Raw genomic sequence first — 20,481 nt, forward strand, 5'->3', positions numbered from 1 at the left:
CATCCCTGGCGAGGAACGCTTTGCTCTTCTGCCCGGTTGTCCTGCCCTGCTCGAAATAGTGCGTGCTGTTTTAGAGCTTAAAACTTCAGTTCTGCGTCCAGTGTGGCAGCCATGGAGAGCTTAAACCTTCAGTCCTGCTTCCAGCGCGGAAGTCGCAATGTCAGCTCTAAACCACCTTCAGGGCGATTCACCGCCTGCACTTCACCATGGTGCGCCAGAATCACCTTACGCACGATGGACAGACCCAGGCCGTATCCTTTACCCATCATCGGGGAGTTCACCCGGACAAAGGGATCAAAGATGCTGGAGAGTTTCTCGTCGTCCACGCCCGGCCCTTGGTCGCGTACGCGAATCGCCAGCCACTGATTTTCCGCCTGTAATCGCACATTGATATGTTGGCCTTTGTGTGAAAAGCGCAGCGCATTGCGCAGCACGTTTTCCACACCACGACGAATCAGCTCGGCGTTGCCGTGCACGGTGTAGTCCGCGTTCTCGTCCACCTGAAAATCAACTTTCACGCCTGGAATCTGCGCCTCATAGCGCACATCCGTCACCACAGCATGCAGCAGTCCGGTGAGGTCAAAGTATTGCTCGCCAGGCATACTTTCATGTTCAGCGCGTGACAGGGTCAACAGCTCGCCAATCATCTTGTCGAGGCGGCGTGCCTCTTCATCGATACGATTAAGGGATGCCTCAACGGATTCTGGGGTTTGACGTGCCAACCCTGTTGCCAGCTGCAAACGCGCCAGCGGGGAGCGTAATTCATGAGAGATATCATGCAGTAGCTCTTCACGCGCTTTGACCAGCGTGTCGAGGCGTTCCACCATGGCATCGAACTCTTGTGCCACCGTGGAAAGCTCATCGTGGCGCTTACGCATCACCGGATAGAGGCGTACAGACAAATCGCCACTTGAGACACGCGCAAAACCTTCGCGCAGCTGACGCATCGGACGTGTCAGGTTCCAGGCCAGTAGCAGGCTGAATAACAAGCCCAGAGCCCCTGCAAAGGTAAACATTGGTTCGGGGATATTCAGGATACGACGCGGGCCACCGCCCCCCATGGTGCTGTCTTCCCGCAGCCCTTTAACATCGTAACGCAGCTCATACTCTTTTCCGTCCTGGCCCTTCACCCAGCGCACAATCACATCCGGGAAAGGACCATGGAAAGGCGCACTGAAGGTCTCAGGTGGCGCATTTCCCGGCGTGGTCGCGGGCTTATCATGCTGAATAACCGAAAAGAACTGACGGTCATTCGGCTCCCAGTCGGCCATCATGTCATCCAGCGAGCTGGGGCCACCGCGCTCTAAAACCGACACCGCAGACGCCATCTGCAAATTGACGATACGACGAATCGCTACGATCTCCGGCGGCTCATGGCGATTACCGGAAAGGGTAAATCCGAGCCATAACAGCTGACTAATAATGACAAACACGATCCAGAAGCCCAGCAGGATCTTCCAGAACATACGGCCGCGGTAGCTGTGTTTCATCGAATGCGATAACCAATACTGCGTACAGTCTCAATATTGACGCTGTCAGCGGTGAGCGCCGCCAGCTTCTGACGAATGTTGCTGATGTGCACATCAACGCTACGATCGTAAGCTTCGCGCGGACGACCCAATCCCTTCTCAGACAGCTCATCTTTCGACACCACACGATCTGGCGCACGCAGCAGCAGATCTAACAGGTTGAATTCTGATGCAGTGAGGTCAAACGCTTTACCCTGCCATTCAGTAATACGCGTAGCGGGATTCAGGCACAGCTCGCCCCAGCGCAGCACTTCTTTTTTATCCGGTATTGGGGCCTGGTCTTCAAAACGACGCAGCACCGCACGCAAACGCGCCACTAACTCACGTGGATAGCATGGCTTAGGCACATAGTCATCCGCGCCCATTTCCAGGCCGATGACGCGATCAATATTGTCGCCTTTCGCCGTCAACATAATCACCGGTAGGCGGCTGTTCTGACGCACCTGGCGCAGCACATCGATACCGCTCATATCGGGCAGCATAATATCGAGGATCATCGCGGTGTAATTGCCCGACAGCGCGCCTTCAATACCGGCGGTTCCGGTTAAAACCAATTGCGTTTCAAAGCCTTCCGCAATCAGGTACTGGCTCAGCATGGTGCCAAGTTCTACATCGTCATCAACAAGCAGAATTTTCATCTTTATCTCTCGTACAAAATTGCCGCTATTTTGGCCTGAGTTGGCAACGAGCGCAGCCGATTTTACTCGATCCTTACAGTGCCAACACCAGACGATAATTAGGGAGACTATAGACAAAAACGGCCCGGTCGCACCACAACAGTACGCTCAGGCCAGATAAAATTTTGAGAAGCTGAAATCAGTGGAACACGCCGGTGGAGAGATAACGGTCACCGCGATCGCAGACAATCGCCACGACCACGCTGCCGGGATGCGCTGCCGCTACACGCAATGCGCCAGCCACTGCACCACCGGAACTGACGCCGCAGAAGATACCTTCACGCTGGGCTAACGCCCGCATTGTCTCTTCGGCTTCCTGTTGCGCCATATCAATGACGTCATCCACCAGCTCCGGGCGGAAAATGCCGGGAAGATACGCCTCTGGCCAGCGGCGAATGCCAGGAATACTGCTGCCTTCCTGCGGCTGCAAGCCAATCACTTTTACTGCAGGCGCGAACTCCTTCAAATAGCGCCCGACCCCCGTGATGGTGCCGGTTGTGCCCATGCTGGACACAAAATGGGTCATCCGACCCTGCGTCTGCTGCCATATCTCCGGGCCGGTGGTGAGATAGTGGCCGAGTGGATTATCGGGGTTATTGAACTGATCCAACACCCTGCCCTCACCGCGATCGGCCATCTCTTGCGCCAAATCGCGCGCCCCTTCCATGCCCTGTTCGCGCGTCACCAACACCAACTCCGCACCGTAAGCACGCATCGCATCCTGCCGCTCCTGGCTCATGTTATCGGGCATTAGCAGGCGCAGCTTGTAGCCTTTCATCGCCGCAATCATCGCCAGCGCGATGCCGGTGTTGCCGCTGGTGGCTTCAATCAACTGGTCGCCGGGGGTGATATCACCGCGCAACTCTGCCTGATGAATCATCGACCAGGCGGCACGATCTTTGACCGAACCGGCCGGATTATTCCCCTCCAGCTTTAACCAGATCTCACTGCCGTTATCGGGCGTCAGGCGCTGCAACCTGATCAACGGCGTATTGCCGATAGTATTTTCCAGTGTGGTCACGGTTTGATTCCAGGCAGAAGAGATGCAAAGAAATCGGGCGGGAAAGTCCCGCCCGAAGGAGTGTCAAAAATATCAGGCGCTTTCGGCAAAGGCAACCGGACGCAATGGCGTAGTGCCATGGTAGAGTCGAGCCTGCTGCAGGCCGACAAACAGGCGTTCGCCACGAATCGGGGCCGTATGGTCGCCGTCATACACCACGGAGAATGCATCGCCCTGCCAGCCGCTTGGCTGGACCACTAACTGCCAGAAGTGACCGCGCGGACTGATTTCTAATACCTGCACCGGCAGCGGCGTTTCCAGGCTGCTCTGGCGTGATACATCCACTTCCCATGGACGCAGGAACAGCTCAACATCACCTTGATGTGCAGGCGTGTAACCCAGCGGCCAGCGGTGTGCGGCCACATGGAACTGTGAACCGTGCACTTCGCCGTCGAAGCGATTCACTTCGCCAAGGAACTCCAGCACAAAGCGGGTTGCCGGCTCTTGCCACACTTCATTTGGCGTGCCGACTTGCTCGATGTTGCCCTGACTCATCACCACCACGCTATCCGCGACTTCCATCGCTTCTTCCTGATCGTGCGTCACGAACACGCTGGTGAATTTCAGCTCTTCATGCAGCTGGCGCAACCAACGGCGCAACTCTTTACGAACCTGGGCATCCAGCGCACCAAAAGGTTCATCGAGCAGCAAAATTTGCGGCTCCACCGCCAACGCACGGGCCAACGCCACACGCTGTTTCTGCCCACCCGATAGCTGAGCCGGGAAGCGATTAGCGAGATGGGCGAGTTGCACCATCTCCAGCAAACGCGTGACGCGTTGTTTGATTTCCGCAGCTGAGGGGCGCTCACGGCGCGGCAGCACGGTCAGGCCAAAGGCGATGTTGTCAAACACCGTCATGTGGCGGAACAGCGCATAGTGCTGGAACACAAAACCGACCTGACGATCGCGCGCATGGATGCGGCTCACATCATTACCGTGGAAATGAATCTGCCCGCTGTTTTGATGTTCCAGCCCAGCGATAATGCGCAGCAGTGTAGTTTTACCGGAACCCGACGGGCCCAGCAGCGCCACCATCTTGCCGGAAGGAATATCCAGAGAGATGTCGTTCAACACCGGTGTACGGCCAAACGATTTATTAATTTGTTTGATCTCAATGCTCATGATTTTCCTCCTGTTGGCGCTTCTGCTGATGCTCTAACCGCCACTGCACCACGCTTTTCAGAAACAGCGTTACAATTGCCATCAGGGTCAGCAGCGCGGCGGCGGTAAACGCGCCTACGGTGTTGTAATCCTGATGCAGTAATTCAACCTGAAGCGGCAAGGTATAGGTCTCACCGCGAATCGATCCCGAGACCACCGAGACCGCACCAAACTCACCAATCGCACGGGCATTGGTCAGAACCACGCCATACAGCAGTGCCCAACGGATATTCGGCAGCGTCACACGGCGGAACATCTGCCAGCCGGATGCGCCTAACAGCACTGCGGCTTCATCTTCATTGCTGCCCTGGCTTAACATCACCGGCACCAGTTCACGCACCACAAACGGACAGGTGACGAAGATAGTGGCCAGCACCATGCCCGGCCAGGCAAACATAATCTGAATATTGTGCGCATCCAGCCAACCGCCCGCCGGACCGTTGATACCCCAGAACAGCAGATACATCAGACCCGCCACCACCGGCGACACGGCAAACGGAATATCAAACAGCGTCAGCAACAGTTGGCGGCCGGGGAAGGTAAAACGTGTCACCAGCCACGCCAGCAAGGTGCCAAACACCAGATTGACCGGCACGGTGATTAACGCCACCAGAATGGTCAGCCAGATGGCATGCAGCATGTCGCCATCTTTGAGATTATTCAGCGAGGCGACCAGGCCCTGGCTGAGCGCTTCCCAGAAGATCGACACCATCGGCACAACCAACAGCAGAATCGATACCAGCGCACCGATGCCAATCAGGACCCACTTACCCCAGTTGATCGGCTGGCGGTCGGCCTGATTAATCTGTGAAATCTCCGCCATTAGTGACCTCCTAAGCGGCGGCCAAAGCGGCTCTGCAAGGTGTTAATTGCAAACAACAACAGCAGCGAAGCGGCCATAATCACCGAGGCAATGGCACTCGCCGCTGGGTAATCAAACTCTTGCAGGCGAACAAAAATCATCAGCGAAGTGACTTCGGTTTTCCACGCGATGTTGCCCGCAATGAAGATAACCGCACCAAACTCGCCGAGGCTGCGGGTAAAGGATAATGCCGTACCCGCTAACAGCGCCGGAGCCACTTCAGGCAGCACCACGCGGCGGAAACTCTGCCACGGTGAAGCACCGAGGGTTTCCGCGGCTTCTTCATATTCCGGTCCCAACTCTTCCAGCACCGGCTGTACAGTACGCACCACAAACGGGATGCTGGTAAACGCCATCGCCACGGCAATGCCAAGCCAGGTGTAAGAGACTTTGATGTCAAAGTGCGCCAGCCATTGACCATACCAGCCGTTCACGGAGAACAAGCCTGCCAGCGTTAAACCGGCTACTGCGGTCGGTAAGGCAAACGGCAAATCCATTAAGCCATCCAGCAGCGCACGGCCAGGGAAGCGGTAGCGAGTCAGAATCCAGGCCATCAACATGCCAAAGAATGCATTGAAGATGGAGGCCACACCGGCTGAAATCAGCGTGACTTTATAAGCTGCAATCAACTGTGGATTGGTCACCACGTCCCAATACTGCGCCAGCGTCATGTTGGAGAGTTGCATCAACAGGGCGCTGATCGGCAGCAACAAGATCAAGCAGGTAAACAGCAGGCTGGTGCCCAGGCTCAAACCAAAGCCAGGTAACACGCGTTTTTGCGATAAGGCGAACATCAACCGCGCCCCGCTGCCAATAATTTATCCAACTCACCACCGCTGGAGAAATGCGTTTGCATGACGTTTTCCCAGCCGCCAAACGCATCCTGCACGTTAAACAGCGCGGTCTGCGGGAAGCGATCTTTCTGCTCCGCCATCAGCTGTGGGTTGTTCACACGATAGTAGTAACCGGTAATGATTTTCTGCGCCTCTGGGGAGTAGAGGAAATTCAGGTAGGCTTTAGCCGCTTCGGCCGTGCCATTGTGCTCGACGTTTTTATCGACCCACGCCACCGGGAATTCCGCCAGAATATTGGTTTTTGGCACAATCACTTCGTATTCATCTTTGCTGTATTGATTGCGGATGTTGTTCACTTCTGACTCAAAGCTGATCAACACATCGCCCAATCCACGCTCGGCAAAGGTGGTGGTTGCGCCGCGCCCGCCGGTATCAAACACTTCGACGTTCTTCAGGAACTTCGTCATGTAAGCTTCGGTTTTGGCTTTATCTTTGCCATCGGCCTGATCGGCTGCGCCCCACGCTGCGAGGTAGGTATAGCGACCGTTGCCTGAGGTTTTCGGATTCGGGAATACCAGCTTGACGTTATCGCGTGCCAGGTCGGCCCAGTCATGGATCTGCTTGGGATTCCCTTTGCGCACCAAAAACGCCATGGTGGAGTAAAACGGTGAACTGTTGTTAGGCAGACGCGTTTGCCAGTCAGCGGGGATCAGGTTGCCTTTGTCGTGCAGCACCTGCACATCGGTCACCTGGTTGTAGGTGACCACATCCGCACGCAAGCCCTGCAAAATCGCCAGCGCCTGTTTTGATGACCCGGCATGCGATTGTTTAATCGTCAGCTTGTCATTAGGGTGCGCGGCATCCCACTGCTGTTCAAACGGGGCATTCAGGGCAACAAACAGCTCGCGCGAGACGTCGTAAGAGCTGTTCAGCAGCTCTGTTGCCTGCGCTGCACCGGCTAACGCCAGTGACAAGGCGATTCCGCTCATCCATTTTTTCGCAATCGGAAGTGTCATGCTGCACCCTGAAATTCGGCGATAGCGCCAATGCCATTAGATGCTGTCAGTGTATTTATAACTCAGGGCAAAGCTGTAACGGTTTTATATATCGTTTGGGGATTTCAAAGTCTAAAAAGGCATAAGACGGCGGGAGAGTTTATGCATCAAACAGCAATGAAGAGATTTGGCGTAGGCATGTATCTGGTTCCATTAAAGCACGAACCGTAGCGGCGCAATTCATTGCGCGCCTTCCAGCCCTCGTTAAGCGCGATAAATCGCGCCGCTACGACTTATTGACGGATGAATCGCGCCGTTACGTTTTGTTTAGTGAGGTTATAACGCCTGCAGCGCTTCAATCGATGGCGCAAAGAAGTAGCTACCGGTCACCGGTTTTGTAAAGCGCAGCATCGCATCCATCTTGCCATCGCGCTCACCGAACATGCTCAGCAACTGCTGTTCAATGTTATGGAGACGATTGCAGTAAGAGATGAAGTACAAACCGTGCGTGCCGCTGGCGGTGCCATAAGGCAGGCTTTGGCGCAGGATCTTCAACCCTTTGCCCTCTTCTTTAAGATCAACGCGGCTGAGATGCGATGTCGCGGGGCGCTGGTCGCCGGGCAACTCTTGGTTATCCACCTTGGTGCGGCCAATAATCGCTTCCTGCTTCTCAACGGCCATGCGATTCCACAGCTTGAGGTTGTGCTCCCAGCGCTGGGTGAACACATAGCTGCCGCCCGCGTCTGGACCTTCCGCGATAATCGCCACTTGCTGGCGCGCCTCACCCTGCGGGTTCTCGGTGCCATCCACAAAGCCGGAAAGATCGCGCTCTTCAACCCAACGGAACCCGTGCGTCTCTTCTTCAAATGCCACCGCACCGGCAAAAGCCTCCAGCGCGGCCTGCGCCAGCGAGAAGTTCACGTCATGACGCAACGACTGAATGTGGATTAACAGATCGCGTTGCGTCGCAGGCGCAATGCCTTTACCCAATGGCGCAAAGGCTTTTAACTCAGGAGCAGAAGTCTGGCCTTGCAGGTCGCGCCACAGCGCATCACCAAAAGCGATCACCGCGCCTAATCCCGCATCAGTAAAGGTCTGTTGCAGTGCAGCCAACCGCTGCAAGAAGGAATGGCTGCCCTGACGCAGCGCATCGAGGTCGCCCGTGACACGGGCTTCAAGCCAAATGGCGAAACGGCGGTGCTCCAGTAGGATCCCGCTCTGACATTGAGACATTGCACTGCTCTCCGGCATGAAAGTTAGGACGTTTTTTTCGCCTGTATCATACCGGAAAGCCACACAGTGATTGTGCGTTAACGCAACTTTTTTTCGCTTAACGCTGCCAGACCATTTTGCTGATCTTCCAGCTTTTTAAGGTGTCGTCTGAGGGCATCAGGCCTTCCGGTCCGTGCCATTCACCGCTGTAAACATAAGCGATGTGCTGACTGCCAGGTGCACGGCACTCAACGTCACGCGCATCCAGCCCTGCGGCCAGTTTGCAGTTATCGAACGCCTTGCTGAATTTGGCGCTAAACAGATCGCCGATTTTGCTGCCATCGGCGCTTTTCGCATCGGCATCCATTACTTCGATGCGCTCAACGCTGCTCTGCCCGTTAATCACCAGCTTCACTTTGCCGTCATCCAGCGCCTGCCAGAAATCGACAACCTGGCCATTCTGCGTACGCATGCCCTGACGCAGTTGGAAATCATTGTTCAGCGCTTTACCGATCGCTGCTTCCGTCATCGGCGTGGTGCTGCTCAACCCTGCCACACCCTGCTCTGTCACGGTTAATGAGCCGCCAAACCAGTTCATCGGATTCAGTGCCGACCAGTGATAGCTCAGCGGATTGTACCAATGGCTTTCGCTGGCGCTGGAAGGTGAAGAGGAACCCGAACTGGCGCAACCCGCCAGTATCAGCGCGCTGACCAGCAGTGCGGGACGAACAACTTTCATGAATACTCCTTGATCTTCTGTGCCGACTGGCGTGCCTGTTGGAGTCGCAAAGCGGCAAAAAGTTTATTCGAGATGTTGATGTTCCGGCAGAAAACAGTCACGTAAACGTCGATGGGCTTGTAGCCAAACCAATGCCAGCAGGTCAAAAAGCGTTAACAGCAGCGGCAGTGGCGAATCAGGAAACGCGCCTTGCAACAGCCCATAGCCTTGCCACAGCAGGTTAATGAGCAGCGAAGCGCTTAACACCTGCCGCCAGCTCTGCCACAGGCGAGGCCAGCGTTGACGATAACCGGTCAGCAGTAAACCCAGCGCGGCGGGAATGCCCAACGCTAAGCCGAGCCAGAAGCTCTGGCGGTCGGGATAAAACAGCGCCAGTAAATCGTTGCCTTGTTGACGTGACGCACCGGCCATCACCAGTAACAGCCAGGTACGCGCCTGTAATAAGAGAATTAACCAGAAAAGAAACGGCAGCCGCAGCTGCCCTTTTGCATCGTACTCTTCGGGTAAATATTTCAGCCCCATCATCGGTGGCTCAGTACTCGCGATCTTCAATCAGGCGTTTACCCAACAGCACCGAATCAACTGGCTCATAATCGAGTTTTTCATAGAAGGCGAGCACCTGATCGTTCTCTTCACGCACCATCAGATTGATTTTCGGGCAACCGCGCGCAATCAGTTTTTTCTCCAACCGATTCATCAACGCGTTGGCAAAACCCCGTCCTTGATAATCGGGATGCACCGCCAGATAGTAGACCGAACCCCGGTGGCCGTCGTACCCGCCCATTACCGTGCCGACCACTTCACCACCGACTTCCGCCACCAGAAACAGTTCCGGATCGTGGTTCATTTTACGTTCGATATCCAGTTCCGGATCGTTCCACGGACGTAACAGATCGCAACGCTCCCAGAGCGTGATTACTTCTTCAAAATCTTCCTGGCGGAAAGAGCGGATTTCCATCGACGTTACCCTGCGGTTAGGCACAATTCGCTGATTATCACGCATTATTTGCCTGGCGCAACCCTCACACCGCGCAACGGGGGAAAAAAACGGCTAAATTGCTGTTAGTACGGTGTAATACAAAGTAATGCGCTGAAATGGTTGTGAGGTCGCCGCGAGGCAATTGTTACGATATAACACTGGGCAGGATTTTCTGTCAGGGACACCATAATGAGTAAGATTTCACTGTTGAAGCGCCTGACCAATCGCCGTCAGTTGATTCTGTCTGGTTTAGCATTGGCGGTGCTGTCGCCGCGCGCCGTGATGGCGAAAGAAGAGAGCGCCGATTTACGCATCAGTAAAAGTCACACGCCCCCGAAACCGGCGACCAGCGGTAAACGCATCGTGATGATCGACCCCGGCCATGGCGGCATCGATTCCGGCGCAGTGGGTGAGGAAGGCTCTGAAGAGAAACACGTAGTGCTGGCGATTGCCAACACGGTACGCACGCTACTGCAAAACCACCCAAAAGTTGAGGTGCGGTTGACGCGCGAAAGCGATCACTTTATCCCGCTGTATCAGCGTGTAGAGATCGCTCATCAACACGGTGCGAGCATGTTTATGTCAATCCATGCGGACGGCTACACCAGCCCGGAAGCCAATGGCGCTTCGGTGTTTGCGCTCTCTAACCGTGGTGCCAGCAGCGCCATGGCGCGCTATATGTCGCAGCGTGAAAACGATGCCGATAAAGTCGGCGGCGCGGAAGTACAGGAAAAGGATAATTATCTGAACCAGATTTTGTTTGATCTGGTGCAGACCGACACCATCCGTAACAGCCTGACGCTGGGTAAACACGTGCTGGATCAGATTCGCCCGGTACACCATCTGCACAGCCAGCACACCGAACAGGCGGCATTTGCGGTGTTAAAGTCGCCATCCATCCCCTCGGTGCTGGTGGAAACGTCGTTCATTACTAATCCGCGTGAAGAGCAATTGCTGGGTACCACTGCATTCCGTCAGAAAATTGCCAGCGCGATTGCCGATGGTATCGTCAATTACTTCAACGAGTACGATCGTCGCCAGGCGTAGCTTTTTCCTGTGATAGAATCGCGGCAAATTTCCGGAACGAGTGACCCATGAGCAATCCCGATATTTCCCGCGTCAAAGCGTTCTTATTGACGCTTCAGGATGAAATTTGCGCCCAGTTGGCGGCAGCCGATGGCCAGGCGACCTTCGCCGAAGATGACTGGCAGCGACCCGGTGGTGGCGGCGGACGCAGCCGCGTGCTGCGCAACGGCGCGGTATTTGAGCAGGCGGGCGTCAACTTCTCGCACGTGCATGGCGATCAGATGCCCGCCTCTGCAACGGCACATCGCCCCGAGCTGGCAGGCCGCAGTTTTGAAGCCATGGGCGTGTCCCTCGTTGTCCACCCGGAAAATCCGTACATCCCCACCAGCCACGCCAACGTGCGCTTCTTTATTGCCGAGAAACCCGGTGCCGACCCTGTATGGTGGTTCGGCGGTGGTTTCGATCTCACGCCCTATTACGGTTTCGAGGAAGATGCGCTGCACTGGCATCAAACAGCGTTTGATCTGTGCCAGCCGTTTGGCGAAGACGTCTACGCTCGCTACAAAAAGTGGTGTGATGACTATTTCCATCTAAAGCATCGTAATGAGCAGCGCGGCATCGGCGGGCTGTTTTACGACGATCTCAATACGCCAGATTTCGATCACTGCTTCGATTTTATGCAGGCGGTCGGCGAAGGTTATCTGAACGCTTACCTGCCGATTGTTGCTAAGCGCAAGACCCTGCCGTGGGGCGAACGCGAGCGCCAGTTCCAGCTTTATCGTCGCGGGCGCTATGTTGAATTCAATCTGGTGTGGGATCGCGGCACGCTGTTTGGCCTGCAAACCGGCGGGCGCACAGAATCCATTTTGATGTCGATGCCGCCGCTGGTGCGCTGGGAGTATGATTACCAGCCAGAAGTGGGGACGCCGGAAGCCGCGCTGTACAGCGATTTCCTGCCGGTGAAGAATTGGCTGGGATTAGAAAAATAACATCGCGTCGTCATCGGGGTTGAACACACCGCGGCCTTGGCCTTGAGCGCATAAATGCGTCATTGAATTTCGTGTGCGCTGCGGCCTGGTGCGCATAAATGCGCACCCTACAAGCCCGTAGGGTCGCCATTTATGACGACCGGTTCATCACAACGGCTCGGTCTGCGCCTCCACCACCGCTAACGCCACCATATTCACGATGCGCCGCACCGAGGCGATACGCGTCAGCACATGCACCGGCTTACTGATGCCCATTAATACCGGCCCAACGGTCACCCCTTCCGAGCACGACACGCGCAGCAGGTTGTAGCTGATTCGCGCCGCTTCAACGTTTGGCATGATCAACAGATTGGCGGTACCTTTGAGCGGGCTATCGGGCATCAACTCTCGCCGAATACTCTCCACCAACGCAGCATCACCGTGCATCTCACCATCGATCTCTAACTCCGGTGCCCGGCTTTGAATCAGCGCCAGCGCTTCACGCATCTTACGCGCGCCCGGTGCATTCGACGTACCGAAGCTGGAGTGCGACAGCAGCGCCACTCGCGGCTCAATACCAAAGCGGCGCACGGTTTCAGCCGCCAGCAAGGTGATATCCGCCAGTTGCTCCGCGCTGGGGTCCTCATTCACATAGGTATCCGCCAGGAAAGTGTTGCCGCTTGGCAGCAGCAGTGCGTTCATCGCCCCCGCCACTTTCACGTCGTCGCGGAAGCCAAACACTTTCTCCACCACATCATAATGCTCACGATAATCGCCAATAGTGCCGCAAATCATCGCGTCGGCTTCTCCCCGATGCACCATGATGGCACCGATCAACGTCGGATTGCCGATCACCGCACGCTGCGCGGTTTCCGGTGTCACACCACGCCGTTTCATGATCTGGTAATACTCGTTCCAGTACTCCTTAAACCGTGGGTCCGACTCGTTATTCACGATCTCGAAATCTTTACCTGCCTCGATTTTTAACCCTTGTTTCTGAATACGCATGGCAATCACATTCGGGCGGCCAATCAAAATCGGTTTTGCCAGCCCTAACGACACCAGCTCCTGCGTGGCGTGCAGCACACGCACCTCCTCCCCTTCCGCCATCACCACCCGTTTCGGATCTTTTCGTGCCTGCGAGAAGATCGGCTTCATAAACAGGTTGGTTTTGTAGACGAACTCGGTGAGCTGCTCACGATAGGCATCAAAGTCAGTAATCGGCCGGGTCGCCACGCCCGATTCCATCGCTGCTTTGGCCACAGCGGGCGCGATTTGCACAATTAAGCGCGGATCGAAAGGCTTGGGAATGAGGTATTCCGCGCCGAAACTCAGGTCCTGATCGTCGTAAGCCGATGCCACCACATCGCTCTGTTCTGCCTGCGCCAGCGCGGCAATCGCGTGCACCGCCGCCAGTTTCATCTCTTCATTGATCGCAGTAGCACCGACATCCAGTGCGCCACGGAAGATAAACGGAAAACAGAGCACATTGTTGACCTGATTAGGGAAATCGGAACGTCCGGTGCAGATAATCGCATCCGGTCGCACCTGTTTCGCTAACGGCGGCATGATCTCCGGTTCAGGATTAGCAAGAGCCAGAATCAGCGGATCTTGCGCCATTTTTTGCACCATTTCTGGCGTCAGCGCTTTAGGGCCTGAACAGCCGAGGAAAATATCCGCGCCGCCAATCACCTCATCCAGCGTGCGCGCCCCATTATCCGCTATGGCATACTCGGCTTTGGTGGGCGTCATATTCGGTTCACGCTCGCGGTAAATCACCCCTTTGGAATCGCAGACCACAATGTTGTGTTTCTGCATGCCCAACGCCACCAGCAAGTTCAGGCAGGCAATCGCCGAAGCACCCGCGCCGGACACCACCAGCCGCACATCCGAGATGGCCTTTTTCACGATAGTCAGTCCGTTGAGCACCGCCGCAGTACAGATGATCGCTGTACCGTGTTGATCGTCGTGAAACACCGGGATCTTCATGCGCTCACGCAGCTTCTGCTCAATGTAAAAGCACTCAGGCGCTTTGATATCCTCCAGATTGATCCCGCCAAACGTCGGCTCAAGTGCGGCGACCACCTCAATCAGCTTATCCGGGTCCAGCTCATCGATTTCGATATCGAACACATCAATGCCGGCAAACTTCTTAAACAGCACCCCCTTGCCTTCCATCACCGGCTTGCCCGCCAGCGCGCCGATATTACCGAGGCCCAACACCGCCGTACCGTTGGAGATCACCGCCACCAGGTTGCCGCGTGCGGTGTATTTATGTGCCGCCAGCGGATCGGCGGCAATTTCCAGGCACGGTGCTGCCACGCCGGGCGAGTAGGCCAACGCCAGATCACGTTGTGTCGCGAGGGGTTTAGTCGGGGAAACCTGAATTTTTCCGGGCGTGGGGAATTGATGAAAATCGAGAGCGCTTTGCTTGAGTTGATCGTCCATTAGGCATCCTTTTGCGCAGCTGAGAAGCCACCAGTATAGGAATCAACGGCACAAAAGAGGGTGAAGGCGCTCAAAGAACGCACAGTCTCAAGGGCACAGATTGCTACGGCTTCGCCTGCGGGTTTGGCTCAGCCTGCTATCCTTAAGGATGGCAAAACGCGTTGCTGAACCGATCAGGCCACCCCATCTGTCACAGATGCACTTCGTCGCCACAATCAGAGAAAACGCATTTTCTTCGTGCAACGTCTGTAGCACTGTGTTGGGCCACGACTCAACAGGAAAGGGCACGGCTCTTTTGCCCATACATTTGCTAATCAAGGAGTTAAGCAATGAACCAGCTAGATGCATTGAAACAGTTCACCACCGTGGTGGCAGACAGTGGCGATATCGAATCCATTCGCCAATACCATCCGGAAGACGCCACCACCAACCCTTCATTGATTCTGAAAGCTGCCGGCCTCGACGCTTATAAACATCTGATTGATGACGCCATCGACTATGCAAAAAAACAGGGTGGCAGCAAAGAGACACAAATCATCAACGCCAGCGACAAAGTGGCGATTAACCTCGGTATGGAAATTCTGAAAAGCGTACCGGGCCGTGTCTCGACCGAAGTGGATGCGCGCCTCTCCTTCGATCGTGGCATGTGTGTCACCAAAGCTGAAAAACTGGTACGGATGTATGAAGAGAATGGCATCGACCGCTCTCGCATCCTGATTAAACTGGCATCCACCTGGGAAGGGATCAAAGCCGCTGAAGAGCTGGAGAAAAATGGCATTCAGTGCAACCTGACGCTGCTGTTCTCTTTCGCTCAGGCGCGGGCCTGTGCCGAAGCAGGCGTGTTCCTGATTTCTCCGTTCGTTGGCCGTATCTACGACTGGTACAACAGCCGTAAACCTCTCGACCCTTATGTGGTGGATGAAGATCCCGGCGTGAAATCGGTACGCCGTATCTACGATTACTACAAAAAGCACCGTTACAGCACGGTGATCATGGGCGCCAGCTTCCGTAAAGTCGAACAGATCCAGGCACTGGCTGGCTGTGACCGCCTGACTATCTCGCCGAATCTTTTAGAAGAGCTGGCGAACAGCGATGCCCCGCTGGAGCGCAAGCTGGAACCCTCAACCGAAGGCTTCCACCAACCGGCACCGCTCTCCGAAGCAGAGTTCCGCTGGGAGCATAATCAGGATCCGATGGCGGTAGAAAAACTGTCTGACGGTATCCGCCAGTTCGCCATTGACCAGCAGAAGCTGGAGGATGTGCTGGCTTCACGTCTGTAAGCAACAAAACTTCTCATGCCGGACGAGCGTCTGCTCGTCCTCAATTGCCCAATCAAAACGGAGTACCCTATGTCTTCACGCAGAGAGTTGGCTAACGCGATTCGTGCTTTGAGTATGGATGCGGTACAAAAAGCAAATTCAGGTCACCCTGGCATGCCGATGGGGATGGCGGATATCGCTGAAGTGTTATGGCGCGATGTTCTGAAACACAACCCTAATAACCCGGCGTGGGCTGACCGCGACCGCTTCATTCTCTCCAACGGCCACGGTTCGATGTTGCAATACAGTTTGCTGCACCTCACCGGTTATGACCTGCCAATGGAAGAGCTGAAAAACTTCCGCCAGTTGCATTCGAAAACACCGGGTCACCCAGAGCTGGGCTATACGCCAGGCATTGAAACCACCACCGGACCGCTCGGTCAGGGCCTCGCCAATGCGGTGGGCATGGCGATTGCCGAACGCACGCTGGCGGCACAATTTAACCGCCCTGGTCACGACATTGTCGATCACTACACCTATGTGTTTATGGGCGATGGATGCCTGATGGAGGGCATCTCGCACGAAGTCAGTTCACTGGCGGGCACCCTTGGCCTCGGCAAACTGATTGGCTTTTATGATCACAACGGCATCTCGATTGATGGTGAAACCGAAGGCTGGTTCACCGATGACACCCACAAGCGCTTTGAAGCCTACAACTGGCACGTAGTCGGCAGTGCCGAAGGGATTGACGGACACGACCCAGAGGCCATCGCCGCAGCCATTAAAGAGGCGCAGAGTGTCACGGACAAACCGTCTCTGATTATCTGCCGCACCATCATCGGATTTGGCTCGCCGAACAAAGCCGGTAAAGAAGAGTCGCACGGCGCGGCGCTGGGCGAGCAGGAAGTGGCGTTAACGCGCCAGAAACTGGGTTGGCATTATCCCCCGTTTGAAATTCCGAAAGAGATCTACCAGCAATGGGATGCGAAAGAAGCTGGCAATCAGCGAGAAAAAGCCTGGGATGAGAAATTCGCGGCCTATCAGGCTGCACACCCGGATCTCGCTAAAGAGTTCAGCCGCCGCCTCGACGGCGGTATGCCCGCCAGGTGGGCAGATGAAACTCAGGCTTTTGTCGAGCAGCTACAGGCGAATCCGCAAAAAATTGCCAGCCGCAAAGCCTCGCAAAACACCCTGGAAGTTTATGGCAAACTGCTGCCTGAGCTGATGGGTGGCTCCGCTGACCTCGCGCCGAGTAACCTCACTATCTGGTCTGGCTCGAAATCGATCAAAGAGGATATTGCCGGTAACTACATTCACTACGGCGTGCGTGAGTTTGGTATGACGGCCATTGGCAACGGGATTGCCGTACACGGCGGCTTTATTCCTTATACCGCCACCTTCCTGATGTTTGTTGAGTACGCGCGTAACGCCGTGCGCATGGCCGCATTGATGAAGGCGCGCCAGGTGCTGGTCTATACCCATGACTCGATCGGTTTGGGTGAAGATGGCCCAACACACCAGCCAGTTGAGCAACTCGCCAGCCTGCGTGTCACGCCGAATATGAGCGTCTGGCGTCCTTGTGATCAGGTAGAAACCGCCGTGGCATGGAAAGCGGCCGTCGAGCGTCACCATGGCCCGACAGCGCTGATTCTGTCACGGCAGAATCTGCTGCAACCTGAGCGGAGCAAGGCCCAGGTGGCCGATATCGCCAAAGGCGGATATGTCCTGCAGGATTGCGACGGCACGCCGGAAGCTATCATCATTGCCACCGGTTCCGAGATTGAAATCGCCCTGGGGGCGGCGGATAAGTTGGGTGCCAACGGCCATAAAATCCGCGTGGTCTCCCTGCCAAGCACAGACGTGTTTGATAAGCAGGACGTGGCCTACCGTGAATCCGTGCTGCCTTCGAACGTGAAAGCGCGCGTGGCCGTCGAAGCGGGCATCGCCGATTACTGGTTCAAATATGTCGGTCTGGATGGCGCGATTGTCGGGATGACCACCTTCGGGGAGTCAGCACCGGCCGGTAAGCTGTTCGCGGAATTTGGTTTTACCGTGGAAAATATCGTGAGTCACACCGAAGCATTACTCAAGCCGCACTAATCGATCCGGCCCGGCGTTTACCGACGCACGGGCCGTTTTTTGATCACAGCCTGATACAGAAAAAAATCCCACTTTCCCCCTTCCCGCACCGCGCAAACTGATTACTATAGGCTTTCCTCCGATTCCTGTTGCGGACGCTTTCCCGTTGAAAAAACGTACTCCCTTTTTACTGGCCTTAATGGTTTCAGTGCTTCCATTAAAAAGCATGGCGCAGACCGCCGCCGATCCGCTGCTGGCCTCTCAGATCGTTGATCGTTATGCCGAGCACATTTTCTATGGCAGCGGTGCAACTGGTATGGCGTTGGTGGCGATTGATGGCAATCAGCGCGTGTTCGCCAGCTTTGGTGATACCAGCCCCGGCAATAATGTCCGCCCCCAGCTTGATTCAGTGATTCGCATTGCTTCATTGAGTAAGTTGATGACCAGCGAAGTGATGGTGAAGATGGCCGAGCGCGGTCAGATCCGTCTTGACGATCCGCTGAGTAAATATGCGCCTCCTGGCGCACGTGTCCCAAGTTATAACGGCCAGCCGATTCGCCTGATCAACCTTGCCACCCACACCGGCAGCCTGCCGCGCGAACAGCCAGGTGGCAAACCGCATCGTCCGGTATTTGTCTGGCCAACCAAAGCCGACCGTTGGCAATGGCTGCGTGGTGCCGAGTTGAAGGCGACGCCAGGCACCCAAGCGTCTTACTCTAACCTGGGTTTTGATCTGCTGGGCGATGCCTTGTCGAAAGCCGGCGGGATGCCCTACCCAGCGCTGTTGCAGCAGTTGGTGACGCGCCCACTGGGCATGAAAGACACCACCTTTACTCCGTCACCGGATCAATGCCAACGTCTGATGATCCCAGAAAAAGGGGCCAGCCCGTGCAACAATACGCTGGCGGCCGTGGGCAGCGGTGGCGTTTACTCGACACCTGATGACATGGGCCGTTGGATGCAGCAGTTCCTGAACTCGGCAGTCAATCATCGCACGCCACAGATTGATCGTTTGCAAACGCTGATCTATCGTCGCGACCAACTGACCAAAGTCGAAGGCATGGATGTGCCAGGACGCGCCGATGCCTTAGGCATGGGCTGGGTTTATATGGGGCCAAAAGAGGGCCGTCCTGGCATCATCGAGAAAACCGGCGGCGGCGGAGGCTTCATTACCTATATGGCGATGGTGCCGCAGAACAATGTTGGGGTGTTTGTCGTGGTGACACGTTCACCGCTGTCACGCTTTACTCCGATGAGTGATGGCGTGAATAACCTGCTAGCCGAGTTGGTTGGTAACCAGAACGGCTCACCGATGACGGTGCAAGCGATTCGTTAATCATTCACGACCCTATATGAGGCACTCAACCGTAGCGGCGCAATTTATTGCGCGTCTTTGAGCAGCATCAACGCTTGGGGGAAGCGCGATGAATCGCGCCGCTACGGTCATGTTTTCCAGCCGCCTGATTAACGCGACTGAACCGCATTCTGCGACTGGCTAACCCATAACGTTGGCCAGTCCTCACTGCTATGCCAGGCATCGCAGATTTTCTCTTCGGCATACTCGGCCAACACAAACTCGTTGCCATCGAACTGCCAACGGGTCGCTACGCCGCAGTCTCCCAAACCACGCCCTTTACTGAAGGTGTACAGCAGGCCACTGCTGGCATCGAACTCCGCGTTGACCAACTCCAGTTGATTATCGCTGCGTGATGGCGGCGTAAAGGGCAAGTTCAGCATCAATCCGCGCGCCACATAGGGCTGTCTGCGCGTCACTTCAAACGCCAGATCAATCACGTTGTAAGCGCCGGTTTCGCAGCTGACTAAGATCAACGCTTTGGTGTCGGTGAGCGGTGCCACCGTCACTTCTCGCCGCAGCGGATCAAGCGAGCAGTTATCGGTATTGACGCGCCAGGTGCCATAGTCAATTAACCCGGCGGTTTCCTCTTGGGTCAGTGGTGCGGGTTCCGGTAAAGGCGTGGGTAGCTGCGGCAGCTGTGGCGGCGGCGGTACATCCCACTGCGCCCGATCTCCCCGCTTCACCCAGGCACTGCCACCGTTCACCCTGCCCTGCACTTCATCCATCAACAGCAGTGCCGCTTTCATGCCGCTTAAAGGAATAGTGGCTTTGGCTTGATAGGTCAGCTGCAGATTGTTGGCATCCAGCGTTTGTGCCAGAAACTCGTCAATGGCAACGGCATTACTGGTGGCCAGATGGTGCGGTTCAACTGACCAGTGTTTAAGGTCTGGCGTCAAGCGACGCTGATCCAGCAGCAGGTTATCTTTCAGTGTACCGCCGGGCAGTTCGCCACTGTATCCGCTGCCGTAATCAATACGCAGAAGCGGGCGATCGTTAACGCCAGCATGACGTGAGACGGTCATCACTAATCCGTTGTCACCGGGAAAGCTGCGCGCCACGCAAAAAGCCGCGTTGTTGCAGGTGAGCTGCCAGTCAGAAAATGACTTTTGCAGTGGCTCAGCCTGAACGCACGCGACAAACATAAAAGGCAACAAAAGCAGCGACTTCATCCAATACGACATTAAAAAAACCGGTCCCCAAATTCCTGGAAAGAAAATCATAGCGCAACGGCAACGCTGTCAGCAGGCCCAAACTGTGAGCTGGCCTGAAAAGTAAGGTTAACTGCTGAAAAAGCCGTCGCCTGAGGCGATCTAAGGCTGGATGACGTAACACCTTC

General features: G+C 55.6%; 18 protein-coding genes. 5 read left to right on the top strand and 13 right to left on the bottom strand.

What is annotated here, in order from left to right; all coding sequences use genetic code 11:
* Window positions 1–128 precede the first annotated feature (128 nt).
* The 11 genes from ACPUC8_RS03130 to ACPUC8_RS03180 all read right to left on the bottom strand — a co-directional run bounded on the left by ACPUC8_RS03130 (window position 129) and on the right by ACPUC8_RS03180 (window position 9,987).
* A complete protein-coding gene (locus tag ACPUC8_RS03130; RefSeq protein WP_058972996.1) occupies window positions 129–1,490 on the bottom strand; it encodes an ATP-binding protein in 1,362 nt (453 codons plus the stop codon).
* The gene (locus ACPUC8_RS03135; protein ID WP_039329688.1) at window positions 1,487–2,167 is read right to left on the bottom strand and encodes a response regulator transcription factor; all 681 of its coding nucleotides are present in this window, start codon (window positions 2,165–2,167) and stop codon (window positions 1,487–1,489) included. Before ACPUC8_RS03135 ends, ACPUC8_RS03130 begins: the two co-directional genes overlap by 4 nt.
* Before the next feature lie 178 nt (window positions 2,168–2,345).
* Window positions 2,346–3,227: a cysteine synthase CysM gene (gene cysM / locus ACPUC8_RS03140; RefSeq protein ID WP_039329689.1), complete on the bottom strand. Its 882-nt coding sequence runs from the start codon at window positions 3,225–3,227 to the stop codon at window positions 2,346–2,348.
* Window positions 3,228–3,299: 72 nt separating this feature from the next.
* Complete coding sequence (gene cysA, locus ACPUC8_RS03145) at window positions 3,300–4,388, bottom strand: sulfate/thiosulfate ABC transporter ATP-binding protein CysA (RefSeq protein ID WP_039329691.1); 1,089 nt, start codon at window positions 4,386–4,388, stop codon at window positions 3,300–3,302.
* Window positions 4,378–5,250 carry a sulfate/thiosulfate ABC transporter permease CysW gene (gene cysW / locus ACPUC8_RS03150; protein WP_039329693.1) on the bottom strand — a complete coding sequence of 291 codons (873 nt, stop codon included), beginning with the start codon at window positions 5,248–5,250 and terminating at the stop codon, window positions 4,378–4,380. Before cysW ends, cysA begins: the two co-directional genes overlap by 11 nt.
* Window positions 5,250–6,083, bottom strand: a complete 834-nt coding sequence (gene cysT / locus ACPUC8_RS03155) for a sulfate/thiosulfate ABC transporter permease CysT (protein WP_283226521.1) — start codon at window positions 6,081–6,083, stop codon at window positions 5,250–5,252. Before cysT ends, cysW begins: the two co-directional genes overlap by 1 nt.
* A complete protein-coding gene (locus ACPUC8_RS03160; RefSeq protein WP_039329697.1) occupies window positions 6,083–7,099 on the bottom strand; it encodes a sulfate ABC transporter substrate-binding protein in 1,017 nt (338 codons plus the stop codon). The genes cysT and ACPUC8_RS03160 overlap by 1 nt, the downstream gene beginning before the upstream one ends.
* Before the next feature lie 315 nt (window positions 7,100–7,414).
* The gene (locus tag ACPUC8_RS03165; protein ID WP_494925565.1) at window positions 7,415–8,311 is read right to left on the bottom strand and encodes a Dyp-type peroxidase; all 897 of its coding nucleotides are present in this window, start codon (window positions 8,309–8,311) and stop codon (window positions 7,415–7,417) included.
* Window positions 8,312–8,408: 97 nt separating this feature from the next.
* Window positions 8,409–9,029, bottom strand: coding sequence for an RpoE-regulated lipoprotein (locus ACPUC8_RS03170; protein WP_039329701.1), 621 nt, complete (start codon window positions 9,027–9,029; stop codon window positions 8,409–8,411).
* A gap of 63 nt (window positions 9,030–9,092) precedes the next feature.
* Complete coding sequence (locus ACPUC8_RS03175) at window positions 9,093–9,554, bottom strand: DUF2919 domain-containing protein (protein WP_153011454.1); 462 nt, start codon at window positions 9,552–9,554, stop codon at window positions 9,093–9,095.
* Between the two features lie 7 nt (window positions 9,555–9,561).
* Complete coding sequence (locus tag ACPUC8_RS03180) at window positions 9,562–9,987, bottom strand: GNAT family acetyltransferase (RefSeq protein WP_034825851.1); 426 nt, start codon at window positions 9,985–9,987, stop codon at window positions 9,562–9,564.
* A 210-nt stretch (window positions 9,988–10,197) separates the two neighbouring features.
* Here ACPUC8_RS03180 and amiA point away from each other — a divergent pair, with 210 nt between their 5' ends.
* Entirely contained in the window at window positions 10,198–11,055 is an 858-nt protein-coding gene (amiA, locus tag ACPUC8_RS03185; RefSeq protein WP_039329704.1) for an N-acetylmuramoyl-L-alanine amidase AmiA, read from the top strand.
* 47 nt (window positions 11,056–11,102) lie between these two features.
* Entirely contained in the window at window positions 11,103–12,023 is a 921-nt protein-coding gene (hemF, locus tag ACPUC8_RS03190) for an oxygen-dependent coproporphyrinogen oxidase (RefSeq protein WP_494925566.1), read from the top strand.
* 147 nt (window positions 12,024–12,170) lie between these two features.
* Here hemF and maeB read toward each other — a convergent pair whose 3' ends face one another.
* Complete coding sequence (maeB, locus tag ACPUC8_RS03195) at window positions 12,171–14,450, bottom strand: NADP-dependent oxaloacetate-decarboxylating malate dehydrogenase (protein WP_058973002.1); 2,280 nt, start codon at window positions 14,448–14,450, stop codon at window positions 12,171–12,173.
* Window positions 14,451–14,779: 329 nt separating this feature from the next.
* Here maeB and tal point away from each other — a divergent pair, with 329 nt between their 5' ends.
* The 3 genes from tal to ampH all read left to right on the top strand — a co-directional run bounded on the left by tal (window position 14,780) and on the right by ampH (window position 19,124).
* Window positions 14,780–15,730, top strand: coding sequence for a transaldolase (gene tal / locus ACPUC8_RS03200; protein WP_039329710.1), 951 nt, complete (start codon window positions 14,780–14,782; stop codon window positions 15,728–15,730).
* A gap of 69 nt (window positions 15,731–15,799) precedes the next feature.
* A complete protein-coding gene (tkt, locus tag ACPUC8_RS03205; RefSeq protein ID WP_494925567.1) occupies window positions 15,800–17,809 on the top strand; it encodes a transketolase in 2,010 nt (669 codons plus the stop codon).
* Window positions 17,810–17,954: 145 nt separating this feature from the next.
* Complete coding sequence (ampH, locus tag ACPUC8_RS03210) at window positions 17,955–19,124, top strand: D-alanyl-D-alanine-carboxypeptidase/endopeptidase AmpH (protein WP_039329713.1); 1,170 nt, start codon at window positions 17,955–17,957, stop codon at window positions 19,122–19,124.
* 128 nt (window positions 19,125–19,252) lie between these two features.
* On the opposite strand, the gene ACPUC8_RS03215 is transcribed toward ampH, so the two are convergent.
* The gene (locus ACPUC8_RS03215; RefSeq protein WP_494925568.1) at window positions 19,253–20,326 is read right to left on the bottom strand and encodes a DUF1176 domain-containing protein; all 1,074 of its coding nucleotides are present in this window, start codon (window positions 20,324–20,326) and stop codon (window positions 19,253–19,255) included.
* Between the last annotated feature and the right edge of the window lie 155 nt (window positions 20,327–20,481).

The organism is Pantoea sp. CFCC18177, from assembly GCF_059412425.1.